Raw genomic sequence first — 17,840 nt, 5'->3', positions numbered from 1 at the left:
TGCTGGCAACCTCCGATGGCTGATTGTTAGCTCTGATCAGGTTTCGATGACGTCCCCGCCTCATCGGGGGGACGCTGCAACGGCTCAGACAGTCTGCTTGTTGTTTTTGCGCAGGTACGAGCGCCAGGTCATTGCCCAGTGTTGCGGGTCTTCCAGGGGCGCGCTTTTCATCCGGTGAATAGCTTGGTTATGCGGCGAGGTCTTGACGATCTCCGGGTTCGAATAGGCCTCGTCCGAAATGTGCGCGAGCACGGCGATCCAGGTATCCAGCGCCTCCTTGCCATACATTTCGCCCGCCTCGGGCGTGAAAGGCTCCGGCACCAACCACGGGTGATGGCTGCTCCACATCGGATCAATGCCGAAATCGCTCATGCGATTCTGCACGTCGTGGACGTCGACCCCGGTGTCTTCCTTGAGTTGCTCAAGGCTGTAGCGCGTCATCTCCATTCGCGGACTTGTGGCTTCGGGGTGGGAACGGGTTACGCCGCGTATAGCCAGCAGACCTTTTTCCATGTAGTTGTTGGCCAGAACCGAGATATCGGACGCTTCGGCCATGCCTTGAGCACCCATGGCCCGTGACCAGGCATAGGCCTTGAGGATAACGGGAACGTTGCCCCAGAATTCACGGATCTTGCCGGCGCTCTGCGGCCGATCATAATCAAGGCTGTAGCGCTCACCGTCGAACGCCACCACCGGTGCCGGCAGGAACGGCGCGAGTTCCGCCGAACAACCATAGGCACCCACCGCTGGGCCGCCGACCCCGCTTTTCGGTGCGCCAAAGGTCTTGTGCAACATGAACATGCACGCATCGAAACCGAGTTCGCGGGCACGGATCTTGGTCATCGCGCCGTTGAAGTTGGCGTGGTCGTAGAAGCACAGACCACCCGCCTCGTGCACCACCCTCACCCACTCGCGGATTTCCGGGTTGTACACGCCCATGTCATCGGGATTGTTCACCATCAGCGCCGCGGTGCGATCAGACACGGCGGCCTTGAGGGATTCGAGCGACGGGTAACCGTTCTCCTCGATCATCAACGTAATCACCTTGAACCCGGCCGCAGCGGCGGTCGCCGCACTGCTCGGGTGGGTCTGGATCGTGGTGATGATCTCGTCACGCTGTGCCAGTTCGCCACGGGACGCGTGGTAAGCACGTGTCACGGCGCAGTTGGTGTACGCCGCGTCGGCACCGCCACCCGCCTGGAAGATGAACTGATCCATCCCGGACAATTCGCGCAGGATCGTGTCCATGCCATGCACCACTTCCAACGCGCCTTGCAGGGTGTCCTCATCCTGATACGGATGCACATGAGTGATTTCCGGCCGCCAAGCCATCGCCTCGTTGATCTGCGCGTTGTACTTCATGGTGCAGGTGCCGAACAGGCTGATGTTCATCATGCCCAGAGTCTGCTGTGACAGGCGCAAATAGTGATACAGCACCTCGGGCTCGGACATTTCCGGCAATGCCGGTTTGCGCGTGCGGCGCATATTCGCGGGAATCAAGCCGTCGGCACTCCCGACAGCAGCTTGAACATCGGCTTCCACGTCAGAAAAAATCACTCCGCGACGGCCGGGATAGCCCATCTCCAGAATGACCGGTTCGCTCCAGACGGGAGCGTGGTATTCCTTGAGTGTTGTGTTCATTGTGCGATTACCTTTTTGAGTGCAGCGGTCAGACGCTCGAGATCTGCTTGAGTGTGAATCTCGGTGACGCAGTAAAGGGCGCTGGCGCCCAGCTCCGGGAAGTCCTGTGTCAGGTCTTTGCCGCCGAAGATCCCGAGTGCGAGAAGCCGCTTGTTGATGTCCTTCACACTGAGTCCGGTCGCGTCAAAATTCACCACGAATTCCTTGAAGAAACCGCTTGGAAACGTCACGCGCACGCCTGGAATGTCAGCCAGCAACTTCGTCGCATAGTGAGCTCGTTGCAGGATGACATTGCCCACGTCTTCAAAGCCTTGGGGCCCCATCATTGCCATGTACACGGCATTGGCGATGGCCCACATGTACACCGAGTGTCCGGTCCAATCGTTTCCTTTATCACGCAAGCCGTATGACGATTGCTCGAACAGGCTCAGGCCAAAACCATATTCACCAGGTTTGGTGGTTTCGCCGATGCTGATGAACAGCGTTGGGTACTGGTGGGCATAAAGTTCTTCGTCGCGCGTCGCGATGAAACCGCTGACGCCGCCACCGCAATTCATATGCACCCCAAGCGGCTGCGTGGTACCCACCACGATGTCCGCTCCGAAATCGATCGGTGCAGCCAGTACGCCCAGCGAAATAGGGTCGACACCGACAATCACTTCGGCACCTACCGCATGGGCAATGGCGGCAATTTCGGCGCCTTGCTGTTCGATCACCCCGAAGTAGGACGGGGTTTCGAAATAGACGGCAGCCGTTTGCGCGCCGATCGAGGCGCGAAGGTGATCAAGATCGAGCAATCCGGTTGCCGGGTCATAGTCGACAAGACGTACGACGATGTGGCTCGGCATGTCGACCGGTTCGCAATAGTTGCGGATGATCGAAAGCCGCTCCGGGTCAATGGCGCGGACCACCGCTACTTCGTTGCGCCCGGTAATGCGCGTGGCCATTCGAATCGCGTGGCCCGCAGCGCATCCCCAACTGCGCACCGGCAGTCCCACCAGGTCCATGTTCAGCAGCTCGCCGAGCTGGCTGCAGAACTCGAACCAGGCCTGGTTGCGGCCATGGTCGGAGCTTGGCTCGCCGAACACCGACGTCAGCCACTCGTTGCGGCGCACAACCTCGTCGCACGCTGCCGGAACGTGGTGCTGCCAGCAGCCGGCGCCCAGGAAGTTAAGGTTTTGCTCGCACGTTTTGTTCTTCGATAGCGTACTGACCAGGTGCCGACGCAGCTCGCTCTCGTTCAGTGCCGGCGGCAGGTTGATCGGACGTTGCAGGCGATGGCTTTCGGGAATTTGCTGGAACAGTTCTTCGATGCTGTCGACACCGATCGAATCGAGCATCTCCTGCTTGAGTGCGGGAACAGAGTTCGCCATGTAGGGGTGGGCGACATGATTACTCATGGGGTTATCCTCGTTTTTCGGATGGAACAAATGATCAGGATCGAACCCTGAAAATGACGGACCGGTCGGGTCCTGTGTGAACGCGTATATGGCCACTGAGCATGGCGTCGACTTCGCCGTCACCGGTGTCGACGCACAGGCAGCCGGCGTCGAGGGAAATGAGCTTGTCCATCGAGGTGATCACGATGATGTTTTCGCGCCCGGTGCGGCGGATCACCTCGGCGCTGATCTGCTGATTGCCGCGTCCGAACAAGCTTCCATGGCCGCCAAGCACGCCGACGATGATTCGGGTCTCATGGCCTTCCATTAGGCAGATCAACGCTTGTTCGTTGAGGTCGGCGCCCACCAGTGCGCCGTCCATGACCGCGTCGACGCCAAGCAGGGTCGATGGCAGGCCGAGCTCGGTCATCACCCGTCGCGTCGTGGTGCCGGGCCCCAGCAGGTAAAGGCAGCCGGTTTTCATCTGTCTGACGACCTGCCGGGCCACGGCGTCGAGCGCCAGGTTTTCATTGGGGACGGAACCGGCCTTGGCGTTTTGCACCAGGTGGCGTTCGTGCGGACTGAGTGCGTAGCCATACAGGCGCGCCGACATCTGATCAGTGCGCATGGCGGCCTCATCGATGTCCATGACCTCAGCCTCGCGAAGGCGCACCTTGGACTCGCCGGCAATAACGCGTGCCGCGAGGCTCCCGGCGTTCTGCGGATTGGTAGCGAAGACGGCGGAGTACATTTTCACGCCTGTCGGGATACCGAGGATGGGCACGCGATCGCCGACCATTTCCAGCACGTCACGCGCGGTCCCATCGCCCCCGGCGAAAAGCAGCAGATCGACGCAGGCGTCTGCCATGACAAGGGCCGCCTTTCGAGTGTCTTCGGGCCGGCTCGATCCAGAAGATGGTCGGTATACGACGACCGGGGCGAGACCGGCGGCGCGAGCGACGTCTTCGCCCAGGTCGCCGGCGCCGGTCATCAATCGAAATGGCGTGGCCGAGGCCGCCAGGCGCTTGAGCGCCAGGGTGGCCCGTTCGCTTGAGACCGGCCGCGCGCCACGGCGTATCGCTTCCTGCAGAACTTCAGGACCATCGGTGCCTTTCAAGCCAACACGCCCGCCCATGCCGGCGACAGGGTTGACAATCAGCCCGATGGTTTTGCCCTGGCTGGCGTCAAGGCGTGAAATATCGGAATCGCGCTGCTCACGCATTGCTCGGTATCCTGTGCTGAATGACGGCGTATCACAGCCTGAGCAGCACACTGCTCAGATATATTGCATACGCCTCGTATGTCAGTCACAATACGACATACGCTGCGCATGTCAACTAACATACGTCACGAATGTTAATTTTTTGATAAGGAAGAGGTCGATGGCACAGAAGCGTGCGGACATGATTACCGAGACCCGCGGCAAGCTGATCAAGGCGGCGCGGGACGCATTCGCTGCGAAGGGCTATGCGGACAGTTCTATGGATGATTTAACCGCTAAAGCCGGGCTGACCCGAGGCGCGCTTTACCATCACTTTGGTGACAAGAAAGGTTTGCTACAGGTGGTCATCGCACAGATAGATGAAGAGATGATGGCGCGGTTGTCGCTCATCATTGCTGAGGCCAGCACGACTTGGGAGGGCTTTATTGATGAATCCATCGCTTACATCAAGATGTCTCTGGAGCCTGAAATCCAGCGCATTGTGTTCCTCGACGGCCCGTCGGTACTGGGTGATCCATCACAATGGCCAAGCAAGAATGCGTGTATCCGCAGCACTCAGCGCAGCATCCAGAAGCTGATTGATGAAGGGACGATCCGCGCGGTCAATACCGAGGCCACGGCGCGACTGATCATGGGTGCACTGCTCGGCGCCTCTTTATGGATTGCTAATGCTGAAGATCCGCAAGCAGCTTCAGAACATGTGGCTAAAGGTTTCCTGGCATTGGCTTCGGGATTGCTGCTGGAGAATAAAACCGCGCATCAGTAGCAATCAGGCAGTTCGGCGGACGTCGTTTCTGCGCAAAACGCTGCCGCTGACGAAGCCTTTTCAAAACGGGGCGAAATACTCACAAACGTCGATGCTCCAAGCGATGACGCCCGTAAGCTTCTTTACTCACTCTGGATCGATAGCGACCCTTCGTGACAGGCTGAAAACGGCCAGAAGCAATGGGATGGACTCCTCCTCGCCTCGGCATCTTGAGTGCCAGACTGAAGGTGCGAACCACAGTCAACAGTGAGAAGGAGTCCACACATGAAGCTTATGCGCATTGGGGTCGACCTGGCCAAGAACGTGTTTCAGATCCACGGTGTGGATTGCCATGAGAAGCCGGTCTGGCGGCAGCGGCTACCACGTGATCGCTGGCTTCAAACGGTGCTGGAAAAGGTCGAACCTGGTTGTGAGATCGGCATGGAGAGTTGCGGCGGGGCCCATCATTGGGCGCGGCAACTCGAAACTCGCGGATTTCGAGTCAAGCTGATCGCCCCCCAGTTCGTTAAACCCTATGTCAAAAGCAACAAGAACGACGCGAACGATGCCGAGGCAATCTGTGAAGCGATGAGCCGTCCCAGCATGCGCTTCGTCGCCATCAAGACAATCGAACAACAGGATATCCAGGCGACGCATCGCATTCGGGCCGGTTTAATCGAACAGCGGACGGCCAAAGCCAATCAGATCCGCGGGCTGGTCGCCGAGTACGGCCTCGTTGCACCGAAAGAATTACTGATGCTGCGTCGTGCGATACCGTGCTGGCTAGAAGATGCGGATAACGGTTTGACGGCTCGCTTTCGTTGTCTGCTGGATGGTTTGTGGGGCGACCTTCGTGCGCTGGATGAACGCGTACGCAAACTCGACGGCGAGATCACTGCGATCGCGACAAGCGAGCCGTCCGCCGTCCGTCTTCAACAGCTGCGTGGCGTCGGCCCAATGATCGCCACAGCACTCGTCGTCGCTCTCGGTGATGCCCGTCAGTTTGCCAATGGCCGACAGTTTGCCGCCTCGCTGGGACTGACACCGAGGCAACACAGTTCTGGGGGTAAGGATCGACTGCTCGGTATCAGCAAGCGTGGTGATGCGTATCTGCGAACGCTGATGATCCATGGTGCTCGCTCGGCACTACGCACGGCCAAATCCAAAGACGACCGGCTCAGCCAGTGGGCCGTCCGTTTAGCCGAGCGATCACATCCCAATGTGGCCGCTATCGCGCTGGCCAACAAAACTGCACGCATGGCTTGGGCGATGCTGCGCAACGACACTGATTACCAACCGGACAAGGCCGCGGCCTGATCCACGAATCTATTACGCCAACGAGTAAAAAACTGTCTACCACGATTGCGAAGCAACCCGAACGATGGCAAACCGGTCGAACCGGCGTCGGCAAACCCCTCAAGTGTCCAGGTGCGCGAAGCACGTAGAAGCGATTGGGAGCCGGCGCGCGAATAGCCCATCATGGCCCTGCATCGAAACGATGCTGTATCCAGAGGCCGAATATACGTGTGCAGTCGGCACGGGCGCCAAAGCGAGGGAAGCTTGCAACGAGGAGGAGTCCATATACGGTCATTCAATATCGCTATCCATCTGTCTCCCTAGCGTGCGAAATTACCAGCCCTTCAATTTCTCTCAAAGGCAGGTTCATGACCTCCACTCAGGCGGTCTCGAATTTTTAAGGCCCATGAGTGGGGTTGACCACACAGGGCTAATGAAGCGTTGCAAGGAGGCATGGGACACACCTCTAGAGAGGTTGCGAGTAAAGAAGGAGCAAAGCGTTTGTGAATGGCAGGGAGTTACCCCTGATCGTCCACACGCCGGGTCAAAAGTCGGGATAGCGCTGGGGACTCTGGGGCTTCGGCCCATAAACGGGCTAAAGGTTAATCCGGAAAACGGCACAACCGGCTGGTATCTGTGGTGCGGTATGGAGTGGTCCGAGGCTGATGATTTTTTTCACCCCTGCATGTAGAACACATCACGGACTATCTACCGGAAGTTGTCGAATACCTTTGAGCGAAACTTGGCTATAAATCCGGTTGATGTTGAAATCACAATACTTGAGCAGCCAAGTCATTGCTGGGGATTCCGAGGGATCACAGGCGATGAGGCAACCTTGAGCTACAGGGTTAACGTATAAAAAGCGGTTCAAACCGTTCGCTTCGAGGCAGGTGAGATGCGACTTAGCAGATTATCGATCACATCTTGACTTCAGTTCGGACCAATCCGGTACTTGGTACAAGGCCCTCTACCAAGCGATAACGTCGTTGGCACAAGAATTTGAAGCCGGGCATTGGAAGGCGGGAACAACAACTATCGGGCGGTAAATCTCTAAACGAGGGCATTACGAGCCGCCCTTGGGCTTGAACGAAATGTGCGGGTATCGTCTTCCGACACATAAGCGTGCAGCGTGTCGGGATAGACGGTGGCGCTGGAGCCAATGCAGATCGACCCCAGCACCTACGGCCCGGTTTGCCCGGAACGGCCGCCCAGGATTACTTCAGTTTCGCCAGCATGGCCACGGCGACTGCCTTGGCCGACTGTGGGTTCTGGCCGGAAATGACTTCGCGATCTTCGATCACGTTCTCGCTCCATGGCTTGGCTTCAAAGAAGTTAGCACCGGCTGCCGTCAGGCCATCCTGCGGGAACAGTTTCATATGGCCGCCGCCGAGGAAACCTTTGGCCTGCTCCTCTTCCGCGTCGGTAAAGGCGGTGACTTTGTAGCCCTTGTAAATCCAATTGGCTGGCGCTGCCGGCTGTTTGCCCGATTCCAGTGCGGAGACAAAACCGTGCGCATCCGGGATCGCCGACAACATGGCTATGGTGCCATGGCAGGTGAAGCCGGTGATCTTGCCTTTTTCGTGGAAGTTGGTCAGCAGTTGGCCCAGTTGCTTGTCCTTCAGCAGATCCTGCATCGGGATATGACCGCCAGGCACGAATACGGCATCGAACTTGTCGTAGCCGATTTTCTGAACCTGCGCGAAGCTGATTGCCGGCGAGCCGCTCTTCGAGGTCAGCTTCAGCGTGTCCAGCAGCGCAAGACTTTCCTGACGGGCCTTTTCATCGCCGCCCCAGAAGCTCACATCATTGGATTTCTGGTCTGCGGTTGGCGCCTTGCCGCTAGGGGTGGCAAATACGACGGTTTGACCCGCCTCGATGAAGGTCTGCACCGGTTGCATTAATTCGTTCAGGAAGAAGCCTGTTTGCATGACCTTGCCGTCTTTCAGGTCCAGTTGAGCCTGATCCGACAGTACAACCAATACCGTGCCGGCGTTGGCATAGTTAGCGGCAGCGGTTAGCAGGGCGGCAATAATGGTTTTTTTCACGCGATTCTCCAGTAGCAATGGTTTGTTGGCGCCATCTTATTACTAGAGCAGAGAGTGATAGAGCCCCAGAATTGAATTTCACTTATTACACTGAGTAATCAATAGTTGGAGCTTGCTGTCGCTGAAGTGCTAGGCCTGTGGTTGAAATTTTCTCGGTGAAAACTCCGGGGCATGGATAACCCTCCGTATCAACGATCGTAGGGATTTCCTCAAACAGGACGTGCCAACGCCCGGAAATACCGGGCGTTGGCCAATTGAAAAGACTGTGATTGTTCAGCCAGGCATTGATTCGCGGCTGAAAGCGTCCAGCTCCCGCACCAGGCTCTGTGCTGCCAGCATGACCAGTTCACGACCTTTGTCTGGCGTCGCCAGCGCCGGGTCCGAACCCATGCGGCCATCGGGGTGGCGTGCGCGGAAGTCCATCGCTTCGCGGATCGGGCCCCAAGGGGCGATCTGCGGCGAGTATTCAGCCGATTTGATCGAATCCGGGTAGGCCCATTGTGTGACCGCAATCTCGGACGGCGTGGCATGAACGCCGTGCCCCGTAGGAAACTGCTCGCGCGCAAGCTCCCCTACCCCCTCAAGGTCCCACCAATTGCACAACTTCAGCGCGAACCCTGCTGGGCGTCGAGCGAAGCTGGCTTCGGCGTAGAGCTCAGAGAACGCCGCCTCAATCGATGCAACGTTGCCACCGTGGCCATTGAGGAAGAGGATTTTTTCAAACCCGTGAGCGGCCAGCGAGCGCACCCAATCGCCAATCGCCGCAATGAAGGTCGACGGACGCAGCGAGATGGTTCCAGGGAACCCAAGATGGTGCTGGGCCATGCCGATATTGAAGGTCGGTGCAATCAGGATGTCTGCGTTTTTTTGCGCTTCACCGGCAATGATTTCCGGGCACATCCAGTCGGTTCCCAGAAGACCGGTAGGACCGTGTTGTTCGTTCGAACCAATCGGGATCACGATGGTGCGGCTGCGTTGAAGAAATTGGCCGATCTCGGCCCAGGTCGACAGGTGTAAAAGCATTTGAGTTCTCTCTTTTAAAGGGTTCCTTGCGGAACATGACAAAGGACGCGGGTGGCAACAGATCAACCCGCACTGTATTCCGGAATCGCGCCGTCACGCGTTTTCGGCTTGGTCGACAGGATCACCAATGCTGCGCACAAAAATACGCAACCCACGATAACGACGCCAAGATTTGCGCTGCCGGTTGCGGTTTTTGCCCAGCCGATTATGGCCGGCCCCCAGAAGCCGCCGGAAAGACCGATGGTATTAATCAAGGCAATGCCCCCTGCCGCCGCCTCGCCCTTGATGTGTTCGGAGGGCATCGCCCACAACACGGTGTAGGCCATGAACATCATGGCGGTTGCCACGGTCAGCAGTGCCAGCGCGGCCATCAGGTTGCCGTCGGCAAAAGGGTACATAAGCAGCAGGATCGCGCCGATCCCCGCCGGCACTGCGCAGTGATAGCGTCTTTCACCGACACGGTCGGACCGGCGCCCTATCCAGTACATGCCGCAAGCGGCGGCGACATAGGGAATCGCGGCGTACCAACCCAGTTGCATGGTGTCGTTGACGCCCTGGGCCTTGAGGATTGCCGGCAGCCAGAAACTCATGGCATAGATCGAGAAGATGATGCAGAAATAGGCGCTGGCGAGAATGTAGATTTTCGGGTCGCGCAACACTGCACGGAACGAATGGACGCGCCCGGTCGATTCACCCAGCTCACTGGCCAGCAAGGCCTTTTCTTCCTGGCTCAGCCAGCGCGCCTCAGCGGGTCGATTGGAAAGGATGAAAAAAGTCAGCACACCGAGGAAAACGCACGGCAAGCCTTCAATCAAAAACATCCACTGCCAGCCGGCCAGACCACCAACGCCTTCGAACGTTGTGATCAACCACGCAGACAGTGGGCCGCCCACAATGCCGCCAATGGGGCCGGCGATAAATACGATCGCAATGGCCCGCGCCATACGCTTGGGACCGTACCAGCAGGACAGGTAATAAATCATGCCCGGTGCAAAACCGGCTTCGAACACACCCAGCAGAAAGCGCATGGCGTAAAACATCGGCACGTTGCGCACGAACAACATGCAGGCCGAGGTGATGCCCCAACACACCAGAATACGGCTGAAGGTTTTCCTCGCACCGACCTTCGGCAGCATCAGGTTGCTCGGCAACTCGAACAATACGTATCCCAGAAAGAAAATACCGGCGCCCGCACCATAGGCCGCATCGGAAAGCCCAAGGTCATTTTGCATCTGCAGTTTGGCAAAGCCGACGTTGATCCGGTCCAGATACGCAAATACGTAACAGATGAACAGCAGCGGCAGCAGCCGCCAGTTGAGCTTGCGGTAAAGGGCTGAAATGGCATCACTTCGTGCCGGCGCCTGAAGAATTGACATGCGAATCTCCCGTTATTCTTGTTGGTCCGAGTTCGTGTCAGAGAATGTTGCACCGGCACCTCATGACCAGCAAGAGCAACTAAGTTCGTGTAGTGTTGCTCTACAGGCAACGCAACATCTCTGGAGAGAGTTCCCGGCATGCGCGAAATCAATCAACAACGGCTTCGGTATTTTCATGAGGTGCTGACTCACGGATCGATTCGTGGCGCGGCCGACAACATCAACACGTCGCCCTCGGTGATCACGCGCCAGATCAAGCTGCTGGAAGAGGAAATCGGCGCCAAACTATTCGAGCGCCAGGCACGCGGTGTTCAGCCCACCGAGGCCGCGGCGCACTTGCTGGAGTTCTGGCGCGGCTATCGATCGCACCAGGAGAAACTCGAAGATCAGTTGCAAGCGATCAAGGGCCTGCAGCAAGGCCATGTGCGCGTCGTCATCAGCGAGGGCTATGTCGATGCGTTGGTCGACAACGTGCTCGCGCCGTTCTGCAAGCAGTACCCCAAGCTTGATGTGCGGCTGGACATTCTGCCCGTCGACGATGTTCTCAACGAAGTCGCCGAAAATCGTGCGCACATCGGCCTTGCGTACAATCCGCCGCCGCATCCGCACATCGACTACCGCGCGACGTTTTCGCAACCGGTGATGCTGCTGGTTCGCCCGGATCATCCGTTGGCATCGCGGGGCGCGGCGGCAACCGTCGAGGATATCCTCGCCTGCCAACTGGTCCTGACACCCACGACGTTCGGTATCGGTCATGCGATCAAGATGCTCGAGTATGCCGAGAAAATCGAGATCCGCCCGGTACTCGTCAGCAACTCCCTCGCGGCGCTCAAGCGCATGGTGGAGGACGGCGGTTTTGCTTCGTTGCTCGGCGAATTCGCGGCCTATCGGGAAATCGCCAACGGCAGCCTAGCGGCGGTATCGATCGACCATCCGTTGTTTCTTGGGGTCGAAGCAAAACTGTTGGTGAAATCCGGCCGACCGTTGGCCGCCCCTGCTCAAGAGCTACTGAACTGGATGTTGCAGCGCTTGCCGATGTTTGCGTCTGATACGGGAGTGCCGAGTGCCTGACCAGAGACAAGTCATCCCTATTGCCTCGCCTTCTCTCCTGATGGAACAGACGTGTTCGATATGCTCGGAAGGCCAAAGGAACAACCTGACGAGGTTGTAGAACAACGAAACAAGATCCGCTCGGCTCAAATCATCAGAAAAATGTGATCTCGTAGCCGAATCGCGAGGCTGCGTTGACGATATGTTCCCCCATGATCTGGCGTGCCGCCGTCGCATTTCGATCGATAAAAGCCTGCACGAGTTCTTCATGCTCCCCGCGCGCCGCGTGAGGAATGTTGCTGAACACCGGGCCGCGCCGCGCGAAGTTCATGGTGATCAGTGCGCGCATTGGCTCGAGCACTGTGCGAATCATCGTCTCGAGATAGTCGTTGCCCGACGCTGCCGCAACGGCCCTGTGAAAATCGAGGTCGGCGTTGACCGTTTCCAGGGTCGGTTCGCCTTCGTATTGCATGCGCAGGACCGCGGCCTGAATGACTTTCAACTTGGCCGGGGTCATGTGCGAGGCGGTGAGCGCGGCGGCCTGGCTTTCCAGGACGGCCCGCACTTCAAACATGTTTCGGATGGTGTTGTCACCGTCCAGCATCGGCGCACTCGCCTGCGGTGCCAAAGGCTCTGACGCTTGGGAGGTGGCGGAGACGAAGACGCCTACGCCCTGGCGAGATTGAATCAGCCCCTGCGCCCGCAGCGTGGCGATGCCCTCGCGCACCACGTTGCGGCTGACGCCGAAGTTCTGCGAGAGAAACTGTTCAGTGGGCAAACGGTCTCCCGGCCGCAGCCGCCCGGAAGCAATCTCATCGCTCAGCGAGCGGGCGATGTGCTCGGCCAGATGAGGTCGGCGGGTTACGGGTTGCACATTCATTTCACTCATTCTTTTTTCTCCCCTCACTTGTCTACTTAATCTACATCAGAAGACTTGTTCCTGACAGTTGAAACTGAAATTCGCAAAACACATCAAACACTTAATTCAATTAAAACAATACCTTACCTAATAAATAGGTTAAAGCCTGCTGAAATGCCGCAGTTGTTCTGTTGAAGGACAACAGGATGTGATGTACGTTGCCCTCAACCTGACACGGACGAATAAAAAATTGCCGTGTCAGCTTCGCAATCCGCTTGAGGCGCAATCCTATGAAAATTGCCAGCATTGAAACCATTCCGCTTCGTATTCCCTTCACCACGGGCGGCCCATCGGCCGGCGGGGTCTGGGGGCCGAAAGACCTGCAAATGGTCGACTCTCTCGTGGTCAAGATCACCACCGACGACGGGATCGTTGGCTGGGGCGAAACCTTCGGCTTCACCGCAATCCCGGCGGTAAAAGTGGTGATCGACACCATCCTTGCGCCTGAACTGATTGGCAGCGATGTCACTCGACGGGAGAAATTACAGGGCGATCTGCAGAGAAAGTTTCACGTTTTCGGTCGCAGCGGCGCGTTCATCTATGGCCTCTCGGCGATTGACATCGCGCTGTGGGATATCGCGGGCAAAGCCGCCGAAAAACCGATTTACCAGTTGCTGGGCGGCAGTGAGGCCACGTCTCTTGCGGCGTACGCAAGCCTGATCCGGTATGCAGACCCCGAACTCATCCGCGTCAATGTGCAGCGCGCAGTCAACAGCGGTTTCCGCCACCTCAAGCTGCACGAAGTGGATATCGACGTCATCAGCGCTGCGTGCGAAGCCGCTGGCCCCGGCGTGGAAATCACCCTCGACGTCAACGCTCCGTGGACGGTGCGCGAAGCGCTGGACATGACCGAGAAACTTCGCCCGTTGAACCTGCGCTGGATCGAAGAACCGGTGTGGCCGCCGGAAGACTATTCAGGGCTGGCAAGGGTGCGCGCGCACGGCGGCATCCCGGTTGCGGCTGGCGAAAATGCCTCGACGCTCATGGACTTCCAGCACCTGCTTGAGGCCGGCGCGGTGGATTTCGTGCAGCCAAGCCCCGCCAAAATGGGCGGCATCACCGAACTGCAAAAAGTCTATGCACTGGCCAACGCCCATGGCGTCACCGTGATGGTCCACGCCTTTTATGACGGCCCCGGCCTGCTGGCGGCGGTGCATGGAAGTGCAGCCCTGGGCGGCGCCAAGTCACTGGTCGAATGGCGTTACTTCGACCTCGAAGCGCAACTCTATGGCGACGCCATCATCCCGCGTAACGGACGCATCGACGTACCGCAAGGGCCGGGACTCGGCATCGAGCCTGACCAGGACGTCATCCGGGATTACCGCTTCAAACCTTGACCCCATAAGCCGCTGGCTCATTGCAACGTTGATCGACGCCGACGTGTCGGCCTCGATCAGCCATGACGACATTCTTGATAAAAATAAATACGAGGATTGATGACATGTTAGACAGGATCGTAGGACCCATCTTGCCCGTCGCCTTTGTGATCGCGCTGGGCTATATCGCCGGCAAGCGCGGACGGCTGACCCATTCGGACAGCCTGCTGATCAGCCGCCTGGTGCTGGGCTGGATATTCCCGGCGCTGCTTTTTGTCGGGATGGCGAGCACGCCCCGTGAACAGCTCTTCGACTTCAAGTTTATCGTGGCGACGTTCATCGGCATCATGGGCATGTACACGATAGCGCTGGCAATCGGCTGGTTCAGCACTCGCGATCTCAAGGTGGCAACGCTCAAGGGCTTCGTGAACGGTTATCCAGACGCCGCCTTCATGGGCATCCCTATCCTGGGTGCAATGTTCGGCGCGGGCAGCATCTACTCGGTGCTGGTACTCAACCTGGTCGCGAGCCTGGTGATGATCCCGCTGACGACCATGTTGCTCACCATCGCCGATGGAAAGGCCAGTGGCGGCCAGGCGTTTTTGTCGAGCCTTTCAGGGGCGGTACGTCGTCCCCTGATGTGGGCGCCGGCCCTGGGGATTCTACTGTCCGTGCTGCAGGTCGAGTTGCCTGCGCTTGCGGCGGAGTCTTTCACCCTTCTCGGCAAGGCCACGCCCGGTGTATCCCTGCTGTGCCTGGGACTGATCATGTCGTCGGAGAAACTGAAAATGTCCGGTGAAGTCTGGGGCAACCTTGGGCTCAAGCTGCTAATTCACCCGGTGTTAATGTTCGGCGCCACGGTACTGCTCGGCACTCATGGCCTGTACGCACAACAGATGATCCTGCTTTGCGCCCTTCCATCGGCGACGATCCCGGCAATGTTTGCGAACCAGACCGGCGCCTATCAAAGCGAAGCCGCGACCTCCATTCTGGTCAGCACCGTGCTGTCGATCGTGACGTTCTCCTTTGCGATCTACCTGATTGATGGCGGGCTTGCCGCTGCTTGACTGCTGGCTCGCGCAGGCGCCAGGCTGGAATCGCTGCAGCGGCAGAGGCGTTAAATAAACGCGCCGGAGGCTGATACCACACCCCTAAAAAACGGGACGCCAAGCGTCCCGTTTTTACAAACACAAATAGAACAAACAACAAACAACCTGTGGCGAGGGAGCTTGCTCCCGCTGGCCTGCGCAGCAGGCCCATCTGTTAAGGCCGCCTCGCCACCCAGTGCAAGCAATCCCCCTCACCACAGGTCAGCAACTACTTAGACGGCTCAACCCTATCCAACACCCGGTTCGCCGTGATCTCCGCCACCATGATGCTGTTTGAAATGCCCAGCAAGGCATAGCGCGACTCCCCCTCCAGATGATCCACCAACTGATGGACCATCACGTCGACCGACGCCAACGTCTCGACCAAAAAAACCGCCAGGGTTTCGGCTGTGGCCTCCGGGTCCACGGAAAACAGTTTGCTGGAGGTACGCGGGGTGGCTTTGATATCGGCGCTTGATGGGAAGTGGAAATCGAGGGCGCGTTCGGCGGCTTCGTTGAGTTTTTTTGAATCGGGTTCGTAGGGGGACACTGGATCGGTGTCTGGTGGGTTAGGTGTAATTTTGAACATAAGCTCGCTTCTCAAATTGAGCGCCAACCTTCTTGCTGCTAAACGAGAGGGAGGCAGCTGTACGCAGGTTAGCAGACCGGGGAAGCTAGCAAAGCCGGCGCGCCCGAAGGCGCCCTGCGCACAACCACCATCAAGTGCAGGCGTGGGAATGCCTGACTGACAAGAGCTCGTGCAGCTTGCTTGTAACCCCGGGCTGCTAAACCCGATCACTGAAGGGCAGTGACGGGAATCAAGTTACCGAGCAGCCCAAAAGCGCACAAGCCGGCGGATTCTGGTGCAGCCGTAGGCAACGGCGCAAGGTTTTGTAGCTTTCAGGACGTAACCTTGAGGGCGTTTAAACATGCGCGCTCAAGGTTTGTTGAAAAAGCTGATACGCGCTTCCTACAGGCGGTGAAAGCTTCGAAAAAAATTCAGGAAGCCACTGCCGTATTTACAAGATGACCGTCACAAGTGTGATAGCAACGTGGTCTCTTGAATCAGCCTGTTATCGACCCAGGCTGTGTGAAAACGCGCTAAATACCTCGAAAACTGAGAGGCGCGAGGATTGCCTGTGAAATCAGCGGGCGGAAGCGCGAATTACCTTAGTCAGCTACATAGACGTCCGTAATGCCGTTTGGGCCGCGTCAGCGGCCCAAACGGCTACTAACTGGCGAGCCAAGTGGCTGGATTTACGCCCTGATCGCCTCAAGCAGTCCTACAATGCCGAAGATGCTCATCATTCGTTTGAGGTTGTAGGCGAGTACATGAAGACTCATTTCGGTACTTACCCGCGGAAGTGTTTTGGTCAGGAAGTGGGTGGCTCCCATCCAATATTTGAGCGTTCCAAAAGGATGTTCAACGGTCTGTCGGCGGCGCCTCATCATCGTTGGATCATTTTCCAGCCGTACCTGCATCGCATCGATTACGGCTTCATGTTCCCAGCGCTTTACCCGGCGCTCCTTACCCGTCGTACATTGCTTGTGCATTGCGCAGGACTGGCAGCCCGAGAACCAATAACAGTGCAGTAGCATGCCGTCTTCCACCGAAGAATGCCGCCGGGTCAGTAACTGTCCCGCAGGGCATCGATACTCGTCCGATGCAGCAAGGTAGATGAAGTCCTGCTTACCAAATCGGCCTTCGGCTTTGCTGCCCGATGTGAGGGGTTTCGGTACGAAGGTAGTGATGCCGGCTTGCTCGCAAGCAAGGATTTCCAGACCTTTGTAATAGCCTCGGTCGACCACCACCGTTAGCGACTCAGCCTCGATTTCTTCACGCGCTTGGTTCGCCATATTGCTCAGTTGCCCACGATCATTACCAACGTTGGTCACCTCATGGGCAACGATCAGATGGTGTTTGTCGTCGACAGCTGTTTGTACGTTGTAGCCAACCGTTCCGGTGCCTCGGCCGCTCGTAGCCATTGAGCGTGCATCTGGGTCTGTGAGGGAGATCTGCTGGTCTGGACTTTCGTGGAGCTGCGTCTCGATGTCCTTGAGTTTCTGCATCTGCTTTTTCAGTGTTTCTATCTTTTCTTTAAGCCGCTCTGCTTTGGCCTCGGCCACTTCGGGCGTTGCCCGATCCGCCGAATCCATCGCCGCCAGATATCGATCAATGCTCTGCTCGATCTGCTGCATGCGTGCCTTCACCTTGCCCTGAGTGAAGTTGCGGTCGCGATTATTGACGGCTTTGAATTTGCTGCCGTCGATGGCGATGATCGATTGGGAGAAGAGATTGAGGTTGCGACAAAGAACTACGAACTGGCGGCATACGCTGCGAATGGCTTTGCCGTTGTCTTTGCGAAAGTCGGCAATGGTTTTGAAGTCCGGAGCCAAGCGCCCCGTTAGCCACATTAACTCGACGTTGCGCTCGGCCTCACGCTCAAGCCGGCGGCTGGACTGAATCCGATTGAGATAGCCGTAGATATAGATCTTTAGCAAGACCGCTGGATGATAGGCCGGACGACCCGTTGCAGCAGGATCAACACCTTCAAACCCAAGTGCCCCCAAGTCGAGTTCATCGACGAAAACGTCGACCACTCGGACTGGATTTTCTTCGGTTACGTAATCGTCCAGGCACTCCGGCAGAAGAGTCACTTGCGTCCGGGCCTCGCCTTCAATGAATCGCTTCATGATCGCCCCCCGATACGATCTAGACGATCAGAAGCTTAGATCATCC

14 protein-coding genes are annotated in these 17,840 nt (G+C 57.7%); 5 read left to right on the top strand and 9 right to left on the bottom strand.

What is annotated here, in order from left to right:
- Positions 1–84: 84 nt before the first annotated feature.
- The 3 genes from gcvPB to HP062_RS01120 are packed head-to-tail and all read right to left on the bottom strand — an operon-like array spanning position 85 to position 4,242.
- The gene (gene gcvPB / locus HP062_RS01130) at positions 85–1,641 is read right to left on the bottom strand and encodes an aminomethyl-transferring glycine dehydrogenase subunit GcvPB (protein ID WP_172790624.1); all 1,557 of its coding nucleotides are present in this window, start codon (positions 1,639–1,641) and stop codon (positions 85–87) included.
- Positions 1,638–3,041: an aminomethyl-transferring glycine dehydrogenase subunit GcvPA gene (gcvPA, locus tag HP062_RS01125; RefSeq protein WP_172790623.1), complete on the bottom strand. Its 1,404-nt coding sequence runs from the start codon at positions 3,039–3,041 to the stop codon at positions 1,638–1,640. The genes gcvPB and gcvPA overlap by 4 nt, the downstream gene beginning before the upstream one ends.
- A gap of 34 nt (positions 3,042–3,075) precedes the next feature.
- Positions 3,076–4,242: an ATP-NAD kinase family protein gene (locus HP062_RS01120; protein ID WP_172790622.1), complete on the bottom strand. Its 1,167-nt coding sequence runs from the start codon at positions 4,240–4,242 to the stop codon at positions 3,076–3,078.
- 160 nt (positions 4,243–4,402) lie between these two features.
- On the opposite strand from HP062_RS01120, the gene HP062_RS01115 reads away from it, so the two are divergent.
- Together HP062_RS01115 and HP062_RS01110 are read left to right on the top strand one after the other, a co-directional pair.
- Positions 4,403–5,008 (top strand): TetR/AcrR family transcriptional regulator, encoded by a 606-nt coding sequence (locus HP062_RS01115; protein WP_172790621.1) that lies wholly within the window; start codon positions 4,403–4,405, stop codon positions 5,006–5,008.
- Positions 5,009–5,272: 264 nt separating this feature from the next.
- A complete protein-coding gene (locus HP062_RS01110; RefSeq protein WP_172790620.1) occupies positions 5,273–6,304 on the top strand; it encodes an IS110 family transposase in 1,032 nt (343 codons plus the stop codon).
- A gap of 1,193 nt (positions 6,305–7,497) precedes the next feature.
- On the opposite strand, the gene HP062_RS01100 is transcribed toward HP062_RS01110, so the two are convergent.
- From HP062_RS01100 to HP062_RS01090, 3 genes are all read right to left on the bottom strand, one after another.
- A complete protein-coding gene (locus HP062_RS01100) occupies positions 7,498–8,328 on the bottom strand; it encodes a type 1 glutamine amidotransferase domain-containing protein (RefSeq protein ID WP_145310802.1) in 831 nt (276 codons plus the stop codon).
- Positions 8,329–8,601: 273 nt separating this feature from the next.
- Positions 8,602–9,351 (bottom strand): creatininase family protein, encoded by a 750-nt coding sequence (locus HP062_RS01095; RefSeq protein WP_033038802.1) that lies wholly within the window; start codon positions 9,349–9,351, stop codon positions 8,602–8,604.
- Between the two features lie 62 nt (positions 9,352–9,413).
- Positions 9,414–10,727 carry an MFS transporter gene (locus tag HP062_RS01090; RefSeq protein WP_077748771.1) on the bottom strand — a complete coding sequence of 438 codons (1,314 nt, stop codon included), beginning with the start codon at positions 10,725–10,727 and terminating at the stop codon, positions 9,414–9,416.
- Between the two features lie 138 nt (positions 10,728–10,865).
- Between HP062_RS01090 and HP062_RS01085 the strand changes: the two genes are divergently transcribed.
- Positions 10,866–11,798 carry a LysR family transcriptional regulator gene (locus tag HP062_RS01085; protein ID WP_083377141.1) on the top strand — a complete coding sequence of 311 codons (933 nt, stop codon included), beginning with the start codon at positions 10,866–10,868 and terminating at the stop codon, positions 11,796–11,798.
- Positions 11,799–11,931: 133 nt separating this feature from the next.
- On the opposite strand, the gene HP062_RS01080 is transcribed toward HP062_RS01085, so the two are convergent.
- The gene (locus HP062_RS01080; RefSeq protein ID WP_010458990.1) at positions 11,932–12,666 is read right to left on the bottom strand and encodes a FadR/GntR family transcriptional regulator; all 735 of its coding nucleotides are present in this window, start codon (positions 12,664–12,666) and stop codon (positions 11,932–11,934) included.
- A 260-nt stretch (positions 12,667–12,926) separates the two neighbouring features.
- On the opposite strand from HP062_RS01080, the gene HP062_RS01075 reads away from it, so the two are divergent.
- Complete coding sequence (locus HP062_RS01075; RefSeq protein ID WP_172790619.1) at positions 12,927–14,033, top strand: mandelate racemase/muconate lactonizing enzyme family protein; 1,107 nt, start codon at positions 12,927–12,929, stop codon at positions 14,031–14,033.
- A gap of 62 nt (positions 14,034–14,095) precedes the next feature.
- Positions 14,096–15,079 (top strand): AEC family transporter, encoded by a 984-nt coding sequence (locus HP062_RS01070; RefSeq protein ID WP_224795470.1) that lies wholly within the window; start codon positions 14,096–14,098, stop codon positions 15,077–15,079.
- Positions 15,080–15,329: 250 nt separating this feature from the next.
- Here HP062_RS01070 and HP062_RS01065 read toward each other — a convergent pair whose 3' ends face one another.
- Both HP062_RS01065 and HP062_RS01060 read right to left on the bottom strand, forming a co-directional pair.
- Positions 15,330–15,689, bottom strand: coding sequence for a DUF6124 family protein (locus tag HP062_RS01065; protein ID WP_010458984.1), 360 nt, complete (start codon positions 15,687–15,689; stop codon positions 15,330–15,332).
- Positions 15,690–16,357: 668 nt separating this feature from the next.
- Positions 16,358–17,794: an IS1182 family transposase gene (locus HP062_RS01060; protein WP_172790618.1), complete on the bottom strand. Its 1,437-nt coding sequence runs from the start codon at positions 17,792–17,794 to the stop codon at positions 16,358–16,360.
- Positions 17,795–17,840: the final 46 nt, after the last annotated feature.

Origin of the sequence: Pseudomonas sp. B14-6, from assembly GCF_013260315.1 — a bacterium.
Classification (GTDB): domain Bacteria; phylum Pseudomonadota; class Gammaproteobacteria; order Pseudomonadales; family Pseudomonadaceae; genus Aquipseudomonas; species Aquipseudomonas mandelii.
Note: the sequence above shows the minus strand (reverse complement) of the source record. Positions and strands in the feature narration are given on the sequence as shown.